The sequence below is a fragment of the Candidatus Polarisedimenticolaceae bacterium genome (assembly GCA_036275915.1).
GTDB lineage: Bacteria > Acidobacteriota > Polarisedimenticolia > Polarisedimenticolales > DASRJG01 > DASRJG01.
Map to the genome: position 1 here is coordinate 25,713 of DASUCV010000022.1, position 14,896 is coordinate 40,608.

Genomic DNA, 14,896 nt, shown 5'->3' on the forward strand with positions numbered 1-14,896 from the left:
GCAATCGCTGCACTCTTCGAATGCGTGCAAGTTGCCCGATTTGCGGAAGGCTGCTGTTGGCGCCGCCATTGCTCTGTATGACTCGCGACATGCTGGGACACAGGCTGGGTGTGGGCGTGACGTGGGCGCGTTTGCCTGAACGGACGCTTAACGCGAATGCCTCCGAATCATTGCGAGGCGCGCGGTTCAAGTCCTAGCATCTTGCACCGTTCCAACCAGGAACGAGGAGGACCCCAATGAAGAGATTCGGAACCATCGCGACCCTGTTGATTCTTGCCCTCGCCGTGGCCATCCCGATGGCGTCGTTCGCCGCCGGCAAGACCCACGACATGAAGGCGACGGTCGTCTCGGTCGACGAGAAGGCCAAGACGATCACGCTCAAGGACGAGAGCGGCGAAAGCCACACGGCTCCGTTGATGGGCAAGGCCCTCAGCGAGGCCAAGATGCTCAAGGCCGGCGACATGGTGACCGCGACCTGCCAGGACAACGAGAAGGGCGAGCACCAGGGCGTTACGGGTCTCAAGAAGAGCTAAGTCAGCGAGTTCGAAGCGGCGCGGGGACGCTCGTTCCCGCGCCGTTGCCTGCCCCTCCGCGGGACGCTAACTTCCCGAAGTCGTGGGTCCCGCAAACTCTTTCCCCCTGTTTTCGCCCGCCGCGGTGCGCTAGCGTCCTGCCGTGCAGCGCCGCCGTCTGATCCTCGGAGCGATCCTCGCCGCCGCGTTCGCCCTGCGGCTCGGTCACTGGCTCGCCGTCCGGCACGAGCCGTTCGTCGCCCAGCTCATCGTCGACAGCCAGGAGTACGACCGCTGGGCTCAGGAGATCGCCTCCGGCCAGTGGATCGGGACTCGCGTCTTCGAGCAGGCCCCCCTCTACCCCTACGTTCTGGCTGCGGCGTACAAGGTCGCCGGGCACACCGTCGCGGTCGTCTACCTCCTCCAGATCGTGGCGTCGATCTTCGGCCTCTGGGCGCTCGCACGCGCCGGCCGCGCGATCGGCCAGGAAGACGCCGGCCTGATCGCGGCCGGCCTCGGCGCGCTCTACGGTCCGTTCCTCTTCTACGACGTGCTCGTGCTCAAGGAATCCCTCGCCGTCACGACCGTGTGCTTCCTCCTGTGGGCGCTCGCCGCGGCGGCTGCCTCCGGCCGCCCGTCGCGGTGGCTCGTCGCAGGCGGCGTCCTCGGCGTGCTCGTCCTCCTCCGTGAGAACGCTCTCCTCACGGTGCCGTTCCTCGCCCTCCTCGCCGTCCGCCGGCCGTTCCGCCTCGCGCCCGCCGGGGCCTTCGTCCTCGGCGCGATCCTGCCGCTCGTTCCCGTCGCGGCACGGAACGCGTACGTAGGCGGCGACCTCCTGCCGACGAGCGCGTCGGGCGGAATGAACTTCTACATCGGCAACAACGCCACGGCGGACGGGACGTTCCGCCCGGTCGTGCCGGGCAAGCAGATCCCGGCGCTCGAGCAGCAAGAGTCGCGACGGGTCGCCGAGGTCGCCGTCGGCCATGCGCTGACACCCGGCGAGGTCTCGTCGTGGTGGATGAAGCGGTCGCTGACCTGGGCCTCGGCCCACCCGGGAGCGTTCGTCCTTCTCCAGCTCCGGAAGGTCGGGCTCTACTGGGCCTGGCCCGAGCTGCCCGACACCTTCGACTATGCGTGGATGCGGACGCGCTCGTTCGTGCTCGGGCTCCCGCTCCTGCAGTTCGGCACCGTCTCGCTCCTCGCGATCGCCGGCTTCGGACTGATCCTCCACCGCCGGACGCTAGGAACGTGGGCACCCGCGTGGGCGCTCGCGGGCGCGTGGATGCTCTCGACGGTCGTCTTCTTCCTCCTTTCGCGGTATCGCCTCCCGGGGATCCCGCCGCTCCTCCTCCTCGCCGCGCTGCCTCTCGCGACGCTCTTCGAAGGACGTGCCCTGCGGACGCGGGCGTGGTGGAGCGGCGCCGTCGCCGCCGGCCTCGCGATCGCCGTGTCGCTCGTGCCGGCGAGCAAGGCGAGAGCCGACCTCGTCGAGTACAACCTCGGGCGCCTGGCGCAGGAGAAGGGCGACGTCGCCGAGGCCGAGAAGCGCTTCGCCGCCGCTCTCGACGCGAACCCCGACATGTTCCTCGCGAGCATGAACCTCGGGACGATCGCGGCGGGGCGCCACGACTTCGTGCGTGCGCGCGCCTTCTTCGAGCGTGCGGCGGCGAGCGAGCCCGCCTCCGACGACGTCCAGTGCAACCTCGGCGGCGTCTATCTCGCGCTCGGCGACCTTCCGTCGGCCGAGGCGCACCTGAACCGCGCGCTCGAGCTCAACCCGCGGAACCTGCTCGCGCTCCAGAACGAGACGGTGCTCCTCACCCGCCGCGGCGATCTCACCGGCGCGACGGCGATGAACGCGCGCCTCCTGGCTCTCGATCCCGAGAACGGCGCCGGGCTCCGGATGCGCGACCGGATCGCCGAGGCGTCGAAGGGTCTGGGAAGCTGAGCGGACGACCCCGCGCGCGCTTCACCCTGGCCGACCTCCTCGTCGGCCTCGTCCCGTTGCTCGCGGCGTTTCCCCTGCGGAACAACGACCTCTGGTGGCATCTCGCGTCCGCGCGCACGATGGTCGCGCAGCACGCCTTCCTCCGCGGCGACCCGTTCTCGTTCACCGGATTCGCGGCGTCGTGGATCGACAACGAGTGGCTCGCGCAGCTCGGCTTCTACGCCGCGTGGCTTCTCGGCGGGAACGTTGGCCTCGTGGTGCTTCGCGCGGGGCTCTACCTCGGGATCGCGCTCGTGTTGCGCGCCTACCTGCGCGAGGGACGGCAGCCGTCGGCGCTCGTTCCCTGCCTCATCGCGGGCATCGCGCTCTCGTTCGGCTGGTGGGAGCTTCGCCCGTCGGTCTTCTCGATCGCCGCCACGCTCGCGCTTCTCCTGATCCTGGAGCGCGCGCGGCGCTCGGGGCGCGGGCTCGCCCTCCTTCCCGCGCTCTTCCTCGTGTGGGCGAGCCTGCATCCCGGATTCCTCTTCGGCCTCCTGGTCCTCGTCGCGACGACCGGTGCCATCGCCTTCGAGCCGCTGCTGCCGTCGTGGCGGCGCTTCTCGCCGTTCCCGCTCGTGCGCCCGCTCACCCTCTGGACCTTCGCCTCGTTCGTCGCGACGCTCGTCAACCCGTACGGCTGGCGCGTCTACGAGCAGCAGGTCGCGATCTCCGGCAACGTTCCCTACCGCGCGCTCCTCGACGAGTGGGTGCCGCCGTCGATCCCGTTCCTGCTCCTTCTGATCGCCACGCTGCTCGCGTTCGCCTTCTTGCGGGGGAAGCGAGTCCCGCTCGCCGCGTGGGTGCCCATCGCTGGCGCCTCGGCGCTCGCCACGACCGGCGTGCGCTTCGAGGAATACTTCGCGCTGATCGCGCTGCCGGCGATCTTCGTGCAGCTCGGACCGCTGCGCGCCTCGAAGCCGCGCGCCGCCTTCGCCGGCGTTCTCGTCGCCGCGAGCCTCATCGTCGGCCTCGCGTCGCCGCTCGCCGTGGCACGCCACGAGGGACGCGCCGACGGCATCGCCTCCGATCGCGTCGAAGCGCGCGTCGAAGGCCGCCAGCAGCGGAACGCGGTGATCCTCGGCGCGATCGGGATAGCCGCTCTCGTATTCTCGAGGCGGCAAGGCCGGAGTCGCGGGGGCTGGGCCGTCACGACGGCCTCCCTTCTCATCGCGGGATTCATCGCTTCGCGTGGCCCCGCCGATGCGATCGAGCCCGGCCGCTACCCCGAGAAGTGCCTCGAGGCGGTCAACGGCGACGGCCGCGTCTTCAACAAGCTCTCCTGGGGCGGCTGGCTCATCTGGACGCGCCGCCAGCCGACGTTCATCGACGGCCGCTGCTCCGGGCAGCCGCTCGTCTTCGAGTACGTCGAAGCGTACGGGCCGAAGCGCCAAGAGATCTTCGACACCCACCGCATCGACGGCGCGATCGTCTCGAAGGGCGATGCCCTCTCCGAGTCTCTCGCGCACGACCCGGCGTGGTCGCTCGCCTGCGAGGACGAGGTCAGCGCGGTGTACCGCCGCCGGTAAGAGGGGACAGCTTCCGAAACTCCGCACTTCGAGTTTCGGAAGCTGTCCCCTCTGAAGCATTCACTTCGTCTTCGTCTTCTCCACCCACTCGACGGATCCGTTCTGATCGGGCGCGAGCTTGCGCAGGGCCTCGGTCGCCGGCGCGGGGTTGAACCTCGCGGAGGTCTGAACCAGGTACGAGAGCTGGTCGGCGGCGCTCATGCGAAGCTCGTACTCGCGCGCAAGTCGCGTCAAGATCGCCTCGACCTGGGGCCGGAGCTCCGCGGTCTTGTCGCCGAACTTCACGGCCAGCTCGAAGATGCGTACCATCGGCTCGAAGCTCTCGATCACCCACAACGTTGCGACGAGGAAGAGCGCCGAGAAGATCCCGAGGAAGAAGAGCCCGACGCCGCACGCGAGGCCGACGGCGAGCGCCGAGAGCATGACGACGGCCTCCTTCGGGTCGTCGATCTTCGACCGGTAGCGCACGAGGCTCGCGACGCCGACGATGCCGAAGGCGCGCGCGAGGCTCGCGCCGACGACGAGCATGATGACGGCGCCGACGACGGCGAGGACGATCTGCGTCTGGACGACGTCGGGCCGGCGCGGCGCGAACTGTCGCCGTGGCCGTAGCGCGAGGAGCGTGCCGAGCAAGGCCGCGATCGGAAGGCGCACCGCGGCCGACGCGAACTCGCTCACGATGTCGTCCTTCACGGTCACCGGCGGGCGTTCCTTCTCGGCCTTCTCCGCCTTCCCCTCCTTCGGAGAGAGCTGTTGCTGCGGCTCCGTGGGCGGGGGCGCCTCGGGCCTGGTCGAGAACTCCGTGATGATCCCGGCCGCGAAGGCGAGCGCGACCACGACGAGGATCGCCAGGCGCGGGACGTCCCACGTGAACCGGCGCCGGCTCATCGCGGCACCTCGCTCGTCGCGTTCAATGCGACACCTTGCGCGATCTTCTCCTTGATCTTCGCGATGTAACGGTCCGCGACGGCGGGCTGGTAGTCCGCCGCCCGGAACGCATCGTGAAGCTGCTGGTCAGACAACCTGGCGAGGAGGCCGCACACCCACGCGACGTCGGCGGGCGTGATGTCCTCGAGCAGCCCTCGGTGCCGGCCGTGGTAATCGAACTTGACCCGGCCGTGCTCGACACCGCGCACGTACTCCTGGCGCTCGAAGTCCTCGATCTTGTTCCGCGAGCCGATCGGGAGGCCGGTCGCGCCGAGCGCGCCGCCGATGTCCTGCGCGACGTAGTAGAGCTTCGCCTCGTGCTTCGCTTTCACGCGATAGATCCGGTTGTTGCTCGCCGCGAGGTCCCAGTTGTTGAGAAGCAGGTTCGCCGCGATGAGGCCGTGCAACTCTCGCGTTCCGACGAACGGGTTCTTGTCGAACGCCCACTCGCCTTCGGTGGCATGGTCGGACGAGAGCCGGAAGCGGCCGGGCTTCACAGCGCCGGCGTCGTGCCCGGTGAGCTTCCAGTCCTCGACGTAATAGAGCGCGGGCTGGTAGTAGCCGATCGCCCAGAGCAGGCGCGAGACGACGATCTCCGATTGCGCCTCGTCCCCGAGCTTGATGCGCCACTTCCGCCCGTCGGGACCGACGACGTGGTAGCCCTTCGAGTGCCCGGTGGTATCGGCCGAGACGTAGGCGTAGCTCGCGCCGAGCTGCGGTGCGAGCGACTTGCCGCCGACCCCGTAGAAGAGGTCGCGCGACGTAAGATCCGTCGGCTCGACCCACAGGGGCGCGACGCCGGCCGGAGCCTTCTCCTTCTTCTCTTCCTTGGCGAAGGCGAGCCCGGTGACGATGACGGACAACATCACCGCGCCGCCGAGACGTTGCAGTACCCGTGGCCGAAGAAGCACGCAAGCCTCCTCGCCACCCCTGCTTCGACTTTAACCCGATGTTAATTGCGCGCAACCGCCGGCTCGATTTGACACGCGCGCGAAGTCGCTCTTAGGCTCGCGGCATGAGCCGCGCCGGGGGGAACGCGACGCTGGACGTGTCGGTGTCAGATCCGGCGTCACCGTGGTTCCCGGCGAGCAGGCGCGCGCAAGCGGTCTTGATGATCGGCCTCCTCGGGATGTACGTGCTCGGCGGCAAGCTCGGGCTCGACCTCGCCTACATCCACAAGAGCGCGACGGCGGTGTGGCCGCCGTCCGGGATCGCGCTCGCTGCGTTCCTGCTCTGCGGGCCGCGCGTGTGGCCGGCGATCTTCGTCGGCGCGTTCCTCGTGAACCTGACGACAGCGGGAACGATCGCCACGTCGCTCGCCATCGCCGGAGGGAACACGCTCGAAGGGCTCGTCGGCGCCGAGCTGATAGGCCGCTACGCGCGCGGCCGCAGCGCCTTCTTCACTCCCGGCGACATCCTGCGGTTCGTCGTCCTCGGCGGCGCCGTCGCGACCGCGATCGCGGCGACCGTCGGCACGTTCACGCTCGTTCTCGGCCGTCTCGCGCCGTGGAGCGATTTCAACGCGATCTGGATGACGTGGTGGCTCGGCGACGCGACCGGCGCGATCCTGCTCGCGCCCGCGTGCGTGCTCGCGGCCGCCGGCATCGCCCCCTTTCGCTGGACCATCGAGAAGATCGCCGAGGGGTTCCTGCTCCTCGCCCTCGTCTTCTTCGTCGGCTACCTCGCTTTCCACGGGCTCGTGCCGCAGCCGCAGCTCGCGCTGTGCTTCCCGTTCCCGCTCTGGGCGGCGTTCCGTTTCGGACGGCGCGCGACGGCGATCGTCGTCCTCATCCTCGCGGCGTTCGCCGTGTGGGGCACCGTCATCGGCCTCGGGCCGTTCCAGCGTCCGTCGCGCAACGAATCGGTCCTCGTGCTCCAGGTCTTCATGAGCGGCCTCGGCGTGATGAGCCTGATCGTCGCCGCCACCGTCGGCGAAGGACGGCGCGTCGAGCGCGAGCTGCGCGCCGCGCGCGCCGAGCTCCTCGGCACCATCAGCTCGCTCCACGAGCGCACCGCCGAGCTGACGCGCTCGAACGAAGCACTGCAGCAGTTCGCGTACGCCGCGAGCCACGACCTTCAGGAGCCCGCGCGCACGATCGGTAACTACGCGGAGCTTCTGGTGCGGCGTTACGAGAAGGCGCTCGACGCGAACGGCAAGGAGTTCCTGGGCTACGTGGTCGAGAGCGCCAACTGGATGCAGCAGCTCCTCGAGGGGCTGCTCGCGTACTCGCGCGTCGGCAGCCGCATGACGCAACCGACGATCGTGCTGCTCGACAAGTCCCTCGAGCAGGCACTCGGCAACCTGCGCGCCACACTGGATGAAACCGGGGCAAGAATTACTTCTGGACCGCTTCCCGTGGTGTCAGGAGACCCGTTGCAAATGGTCCAGCTCTTGCAGAACATCATCGGCAACGCGGTAAAGTTCCGCCGGCGCGACGTCACGCCGGAGATTCGCGTCGAGAGTTGGGCACTCGAATCCGAGTCGGTCATCGCCGTCCACGACAACGGCATCGGATTCGACCCCAGGTTCAAGGAGCGTATGTTCGAGATCTTCCAGCGGCTGCACTCGCGCAACGAGTACCCCGGCATCGGCGTCGGTCTCGCCATCAGCCGGAAGATCGTGCAGCTCCACGGCGGGCGCATCTGGGCCGAGCCACGCTCCGGCGGCGGCTCGACCTTCCTGTTCGCGCTGCCGCGCATCGACGCGAAGACCTCATGAGCCCCTTCCGCCTGCGCCAACGCCCCCCGACGATCCTGCTCGTCGAGGACCGCGCGCCCGACGCGCGCCTGATCGAGGAGATCCTGCAGAAGGATCGCGGCCCCACGATCGTGCGCACCGTCGCCAACGGCGACCAGGCGCTCGCCTACCTGCGCCGCGACGGCGACTACATCTCGGCGCCGCGCCCGCACCTCATCGTCCTCGACCTCGGCCTCCCCGGCCGCACCGGCCTCGACGTGTTGCGCGAGATCAAGGTCCACCCCGAGTACCGCGCGATCCCCGTCGTCGTCTTCACCACCTCCGCTGCGCCGAGCGAGATCGCGGAGGTCTACGGCCATTACGCGAACGCGTACATCGTGAAGCCGATCGGCCTCGACGCGTTCACCGGTGTCCTTCAAGACATCAAGAGATTCTGGCTCGACGTGGCGCAGCTCCCGGAGTGATCAGACGGGACAGCTTCCGAAACTCCTGATCGCTCGCGTCTGATTTCCATTCCGAAACCGCTCGGGCTTTCGAGGCCACATCGAAGCAGGATCGACCTGATATCGCGTTGACTCGTCTCGGCTTGGGTGGTAGATTCTCGCGTTCAATTCTTGAAGTAGTTTCAAGCACTCCGTGTTCCTGAGTAGCTCAGTGGTAGAGCAGGCGGCTGTTAACCGCCGGGTCGGGGGTTCAAATCCCTCCTCAGGAGCCAGCCCCCTCGAAATCTGATCGCCGTCCGTCAGATCTCGCACGGCGCTGTGTCCTCGAGCCACACGTACATGTATGACGATGGGGGTTCGTTGAAAGAAGCGAGGGTCACTGACGCGCACGGGAACATTTCGCAGTACCGGCGAGACGGAAGCGGGAATCTCCAGCTCGTACCTTCGAATTGACAAGTACCTCCCGCGCCTCGATCCGGCAGTCGACCTCGCGCTGACGCCTGCGTCACGGCCCCGCACCTTCTAGTCTCAATTGCTCAGTCAGTAGCAGCGCCATCGTCGCGTTTGGCATAGGACTGCGATTTCCGCTGGCGATCGAAGACGCTTGACGTACGCTTCCGAACATGGCTGTGCGCGAGCCGCGTTCCGATTCTCCCTCCCTCAGCACGGACGGAATCGCGACCTGTCACGAACACCTGCGATGATGAGTGCCAGGGCGGCGGCAATCCGGGGACGCTCTGCAACTACGGTTCGTACCAGTGCAACGGGATCTGCGACGGCATCGCCGGGCAGATCTGCACCGGCCCGGGTCAATGCGGCTCACGCTGCACGGGCGGCCCGAACAACGGCCAGGCTTGCCAGTCCGAGGGTACATGCCCGGACGCCTGCGTCGGCGGGTTCAACAACGGACAGACGTGCACGCTTCCGAGTCAGTGCCCCAGCGCCTGCGTCGGCGGCAAGGATAATGGCCATCAGTGTACCTACCCCCAAGACTGCCACAGCGTGTGCTACCTGAACCAAGTGATTCCGTGCTCCGCACCGTACGACTGCCCCGGTGCCGGCAACTACTGCATGACGAGCACCTGCACGAACACGGGTACGTGCGTCAACTCCACGTGCGACCCGGTGCAATGCGTCTTGGGAACTTGCAACGTGGGGACCTGCCCACCCTACCCACAGTGCCAGCCGCAGCCGACGTGCGATACGCCCTCGACGTGCCTGCACTCGACATGCCAGCCCGGAGCGATGGGTCCGCGGTACTTGCAGTCGGTCACGGTGGCGTGGGTGAACGGCACGGCGACGTACGGGTACAACGTCGACACCACCTCGTACACAGACCCGGTCCTGCGCAGCGCCAGCGTCCCGACCGGCGAGACCACCAGCTACGAGTACGCACCGGCGAGCGGTGAGCCGAGCTACGACCTGGAGCTCAAGCAGCTCACGCTTCCGACCGGAAGCTCGATCGCGTACACCTACCAGGACCACCAGTTCTACTACCCGCTTCGCAACACGGGCCAGGGGGTCGAATGCACACGCGTCGTGACGACGAAGTCGGTGGGTTCGGACACCTGGTCGTTCACCTGGCCGTCGGGCCAGCCGACCGACCGCACGAGCGTCGTCACGGACCCCGAAGGAGCGATGCACAAGTACACGTACACCCGCTACGCGAACACCGGCACGGACCGGATCTGGAAAGCGGGCCTGCTCGAGAAGACGGAGCTCGTCGACGGCGGGACGACCCTCGTCGAAGACGATTACACCTATACACCGCAGATCATCTCGAACGACAACGTCTCGGAGAAATCGGGGTACACCGAGAAGGCGCAGGTCGGGCTGCTGACCCAGCGGCAGACAATCCGAAATCCCAATAACAAGACCAGCAAGGTCACTTTCGGAACGTACGACAAGTACGGCAACCCCGGCTGGAAGCAGGAATACGGTTACGACGGCGCGCTATATCGAAAGACGACCTTCAATTACGCCCACTCGAACGCGACCTTCGAAAACGCACACATCGTCGATCGCCCGACGATGATCCGCACCGACGACGCCAGCGGCGTGAAATCAGCGGAGACCGACAACGTCTATGACACGGCGACGGGTGGCGGGACCGCCTTCGGGAACGTCCACACCTCCACCGTTTGGACGAGCGCAAACAACATCGTGACGACGTTCACGTACGACGCCTACGGAGACCTGACCCAGCGCCAGGTCTCGGGCGGCGGCGTGACGCGCACGACCGGATACACCTTTACGCGAGGCACTCTGGACAATCTCGTCGAGGGCGGCCGCACGATCTTCGACCGGACGATCGACCTGAACTCGTCGCTCGTCACCTCGGAGCAGAACGCCAACGGCGGGACGACGTACTTCACGTATGACGATTGGTCCCGCCTGACCGTGATCGCCCCGCCCTCCGATCCGCAGACGACGATCAGCTACTCTGCGACGAACATCACGGTCAATCGCGGCGTTGCGCAGTCGACGTACGACTACGACGGCTTCGGGCGGCTGCTTCGGTCGGGCACCCTCGTGGGTGGCGGCGTTTTCAACTACGACGCCGTGGACTACGACTCGCGCGGCGACGTGCTGCGCAAGTACGAGCCGTCGCACTCGCCGGCATCTCCTGCATACACGGGGTTCAGTCGCGACGCGTTGGGGCGTCCGCTGACCGCCTCGAACCTCGATGGGACGACGACCTTCACGTACACCGGCGACACCGCGACGATCAACGACGGCATCTCGCAACGGGTCGTCACATACGACGCCTTCGGACGGATCATCCAGGTCAACGAGGGGAGCTACGGCACGCAGTACGAGTACGACGTCCTCGATCACCTGACCAAAGTGCGCAGTTTGAACGGCCTAGGCGATCGTGTCTTCACCTGGACCGCTGCGGGCTCGCTTCTTTCCGAGAACCATCCCGAGACCGGGCTCATCCAGTACGGGATCAACGGCGTCGGCGAGCGATCGTCGAAGACGACCTCCGACGGCCAGATTGAGTCCTACACGCTCGACGCCGAGGGCCGGGTCACGGCGATCGACCGTCCCGGCGCCGACAACGACGTCCAGCTCTACTACGACGGCAACCCCGTGCCGAACCACCCGGCCGGCTACGTCTACCCGTCCGGGTTCCTGACGGGGATGTCCGACGCGAGCGGGACGACCGTGTGGCCGACGCGAGACATCAACGGCCGCGTGCTCACGATGGAGAACAAGCGGTCGGGGATCGTGTACGCATCGTCGATGCAGTACGACTCTCAGGGGAATCTGTCCCGCGTCGACTATCCCCACACCGGCGGAACGTCCCGCAGCGTGGTCGTGTACACGAACAACGAAGCCGGTCAGGTCAAGACTGTCACGCTGAACGGCCAGACGATCGTGAGCAACGTCCAGTACAACCCACGCCTGACGCCGGACAAGTTCGTCTACGGCAACGGCGTCACCGTGAACATCCCGACCTCGGAATACGAGCTGAATCGACCGACCGCGATCACGACGTCGGGCGCGAAGGACACCGACGGCTCATCGGCCGACGAGTCGTTGACCTTCAGCTATAACACGCGGGGCCAGGTGAGCAGCATCCTGCGGAACGGCTTCAACGAAACGTACGGCTATGAAGGCGACCGTGGCTTCCTGACCTCGGCGAGCTACTGGAACGGCACGGTCAACTACGGCTACGACCCCAACGGCAATATGACCAGCCGCCAGAGCGCGGCCTTCACCCAGCTCAACTTCAACGTGGGCTACGCGAACAACCGCATCGCCGGTTGCGGGTACTCGCCCTCCGGCTACATGCAGACCTGCGGCGGCCACACCTACACCTATTTCAGCAACGGCAAGCTCAAGGGTGCGGACGCCGCGGTCGACTACCAGTACGACGGCAAGGACCGACTGAGCCGCACGCACATCGTCTCGTCTAACACCGCCCTCGCCGACATGTACGTCGAGCCCCTGGGCCGCCTGTCGCGCTTCGAGGCCGTGGGAGGCGCGAGCCTGTCTCCATCCATGGACTGGATCTACGCCGCCGGGCAGGTGATCGCCTCGGTCGACTACGACGCGCCGTGCGCCTGCCAGCCCAAGACGTGCGCATCCGAAAACGTCACGTGCGGGACGATCAGCGACGGCTGCGGCGGCTCGGTCTACTGCGGCGCATGCGGTGGAGGCGGGGGCTGCACGATCGGTGGCGGCAACAACGGGTTCGGATCGTCGGGCTCGGCGGTCTTCCAGCGGCAGGATCAAGGACAGCAGCTCGGAGGCTCTGGGCCGAGCTTCTGCAACAACACGAACCTGGCCGTCACCTATTTCACGTCGGTCTCGTTCTCCTCGGGCCAGGTTTTCCCGCTGTCCCTCCCCGCGCAGGACACCGTTCCCTCCCACGTCTTCTACACGATGCCGCTCATGTTCGACTCGCGGGCGCTCGCGCCCGGCCTCTATCACGCCGCGATCACGATCACGACGTCGCTCGGCGGCGCCGCCCTCCAGATCCCCGTCACCTTGCAAGTCGACGCTGCACCGCCTCCGCAAGACTCGACGAGCGTGACCGGCCAACTCCGCTGGTACGTCGCCGACCACCGCGGCAGCACCAACATGGTCCTGGACTCCGCCGGCAAGGTCGTCGCGAAGTACGAGTACTTCCCGTTCGGCGAGCAGCGGGTCGGCTCGGCATGCGCGCGGAATGAGGGCCTCTATCAGGGAAGCCTGAGGGACCAGACCGCCAACCTCTTCGACTTCGGTGCGCGACACGACACGCCGCAATACGACCGGTTCATGGTGCCGGATGTCGCATGGCCAGATCTGGAAAGGCCATCAGAGTGGAACCGTTATCTCTACGCTTCGAATGATCCTGTAAATCTGATTGACATTTTTGGGCGGCGTGCGGTCATGGTGTGGTCAAGGAATGACCTTGATCGGAAGATCAACTGGGGTCCAATCGACACGGTAAAAGAGGAACTGTCGATCGCCGCAATTAATCCAACGTTGCCGGCAAACGCGCAGATTGGGGCGAGGGTCCTGGGGTCGCTGCTCAATTCGCTATTTCCACCGACGATGCGAGACGCACTAACTGGATTCGATCCCGCTATGATGGCAGTTCCACTGGGGGGCCTCGTTGACGGGGCTGGCGAACTCGGTCTCAAAGCTGCGCGGAGCGCGTCGGAAGAAATTGGCACCACGGGATTGAGGGAACTCAGCTTCGCGCAAACGACAGAAGCAGGTCAGGCGCTTGCACAGGTGCAACTGAACCGATTGGCCGGTAACGCCTTCAGAGACCAGATCGCCAACTCGCTCCGAGCGGAGGGCCGTGAAGTAGTGACGGAGGTGTACAAGAACACACCGTTCGGGAAGCGCTTCATCGACATCGAGGTGTCGCTGGATGGGAAGGTACTTGGGGGGATCGAGACAAAGTTAGGTAATTCTCCTTACACAGCAGCGCAGCGCGCGAAGGACGCGTGGTTGTTGCTGGTGGAGCACTATCAAGTCACAGTGGTGCGAGGCCCGTAGTGCAGAGCAGTGGCGTATTCAAATCGTCCCTCCCGCTTGTGCGGCGAGGATTGAGAGGCATGGGGTTCTCGCACAGGGGAACGACGTTTTTCCGCAAGCATGACGATGGGAATACGTTACTGCTCTCGCTACAAAAGAGCACAAAATCACTTGCTTCTGAGACGCTTGTGACAATCAATTATGGGGTCTACAGTGCGAGAGTAGGTGGAAGGGTCAAAGGGTCAATTCAACCCGCGCCCGACATCTGGGAGGCGCACTGGCGAAGACGCTTGAGCGAAGGCAAATCGGAAAAATGGTTGCGCATTGAGTCGGCGGCCACTCCCGAGGAGGTCGCCGGCATACTATTGGAAGCAGCGGCCGGGGTGCTTTTCGAGCTTGAACAGCGATCGTCGGATGAGGAACTTCGTGACGAATGGTTAGTGGGAACCTCGCCCGGGTTGACAGAGATGCAACGATTAGTCTATCTCGCGATTCTAGTCAGCGAAATTGGACCGGTTGATCGACTCGACGATGTGTGGTGTCAAGTAAGAAGCAACACTCACCGCGACGCGATAGAGCGTCAACTCGCGGAACTTGGAATTCGACTCAGCGCGTGAGGAACGTCGTCAGTCAGCTCACTGGTCGGTGGCGGACGGACCCGAAAGATGCGTGGTCCCTGCGTGAGTTCGGCGACGTATCCCTCGAGTTCGACGGCGCGGGCAATCTCGTGTATGCAATTCACCTCTCAACCAAGAAGCAACTCATCCATCTCACGTACCGCGTCGAAGGGTCCTGTCTGGTGACCAACCAACCATCGTCGCCGCGGGAAGATAGGGTAAAGTTCACTATCATCGGAGACGATCGGCTTGTCCTAGAGAATCCAGCAGCTTTGCCGGCAACTACCTATATACGTGTGAAAGCTTAGCTGTTGTCCCGGACCACCGATCTTTCTTCCAGAAAGCAGCGCGATCTGGACGGGCGGGAGTTCGTCGACCTCGCTTCGCCTTCGCGTCACCCGTTGGTTTGACGTCGCTATCTGCGCCAGTTCGACCACTCAGTCGATCATCGCAGACACGAGTCAGGTTGCGAGCTCTCCTCAGATGCCTTCTGGCCGACGCCAACGAGAGTTCGTCATGACTAGCGCCGTGGTCCGGCGTATTGATTTGCGGAGTTGGCTCGCCGGCTGTTAACCAGCGCGCGAGAGTTTCGAAATGCCTGTCGCTTGGGGAGCCAGCCCCCTCGAAATCAAAACGCGGCGCGCCCCACCTCCTCGCTCGCACCGGCTTGGCGGAACAGCAGTCGTCAAGTCCATCGTCGGCAGC

General features: G+C 65.7%; 9 protein-coding genes and 1 tRNA gene. 8 read left to right on the top strand and 2 right to left on the bottom strand.

Translation table 11 applies throughout. From position 1 onward, the window contains the following. The first annotated feature begins 236 nt into the window (after nucleotides 1-236). The 3 genes from VFV19_17005 to VFV19_17015 all read left to right on the top strand — a co-directional run bounded on the left by VFV19_17005 (nucleotide 237) and on the right by VFV19_17015 (nucleotide 4,025). Nucleotides 237-533: a hypothetical protein gene (locus VFV19_17005; GenBank protein ID HEX4826000.1), complete on the top strand. Its 297-nt coding sequence runs from the start codon at nucleotides 237-239 to the stop codon at nucleotides 531-533. A gap of 142 nt (nucleotides 534-675) precedes the next feature. After that, entirely contained in the window at nucleotides 676-2,460 is a 1,785-nt protein-coding gene (locus VFV19_17010) for a tetratricopeptide repeat protein (GenBank protein ID HEX4826001.1), read from the top strand. A 56-nt stretch (nucleotides 2,461-2,516) separates the two neighbouring features. Next, entirely contained in the window at nucleotides 2,517-4,025 is a 1,509-nt protein-coding gene (locus VFV19_17015; GenBank protein HEX4826002.1) for a hypothetical protein, read from the top strand. 60 nt (nucleotides 4,026-4,085) lie between these two features. Here VFV19_17015 and VFV19_17020 read toward each other — a convergent pair whose 3' ends face one another. Continuing rightward, a complete protein-coding gene (locus VFV19_17020; GenBank protein HEX4826003.1) occupies nucleotides 4,086-4,913 on the bottom strand; it encodes a DUF4956 domain-containing protein in 828 nt (275 codons plus the stop codon). Then, nucleotides 4,910-5,863: a hypothetical protein gene (locus VFV19_17025; GenBank protein HEX4826004.1), complete on the bottom strand. Its 954-nt coding sequence runs from the start codon at nucleotides 5,861-5,863 to the stop codon at nucleotides 4,910-4,912. Before VFV19_17025 ends, VFV19_17020 begins: the two co-directional genes overlap by 4 nt. A 104-nt stretch (nucleotides 5,864-5,967) precedes the next feature. Between VFV19_17025 and VFV19_17030 the strand changes: the two genes are divergently transcribed. The 5 genes from VFV19_17030 (at nucleotide 5,968) to VFV19_17050 (ending at nucleotide 14,191) form a co-directional block, all read left to right on the top strand. Then, entirely contained in the window at nucleotides 5,968-7,671 is a 1,704-nt protein-coding gene (locus VFV19_17030; GenBank protein ID HEX4826005.1) for an MASE1 domain-containing protein, read from the top strand. Continuing rightward, nucleotides 7,668-8,114 carry a response regulator gene (locus tag VFV19_17035; protein ID HEX4826006.1) on the top strand — a complete coding sequence of 149 codons (447 nt, stop codon included), beginning with the start codon at nucleotides 7,668-7,670 and terminating at the stop codon, nucleotides 8,112-8,114. Before VFV19_17030 ends, VFV19_17035 begins: the two co-directional genes overlap by 4 nt. A gap of 176 nt (nucleotides 8,115-8,290) precedes the next feature. Next, a tRNA-Asn gene (locus VFV19_17040) sits at nucleotides 8,291-8,365 on the top strand. A gap of 973 nt (nucleotides 8,366-9,338) precedes the next feature. Then, nucleotides 9,339-13,595 (top strand): RHS repeat-associated core domain-containing protein, encoded by a 4,257-nt coding sequence (locus VFV19_17045; protein HEX4826007.1) that lies wholly within the window; start codon nucleotides 9,339-9,341, stop codon nucleotides 13,593-13,595. 59 nt (nucleotides 13,596-13,654) lie between these two features. Next, entirely contained in the window at nucleotides 13,655-14,191 is a 537-nt protein-coding gene (locus VFV19_17050; protein HEX4826008.1) for a DUF4304 domain-containing protein, read from the top strand. Nucleotides 14,192-14,896 lie beyond the last annotated feature (705 nt).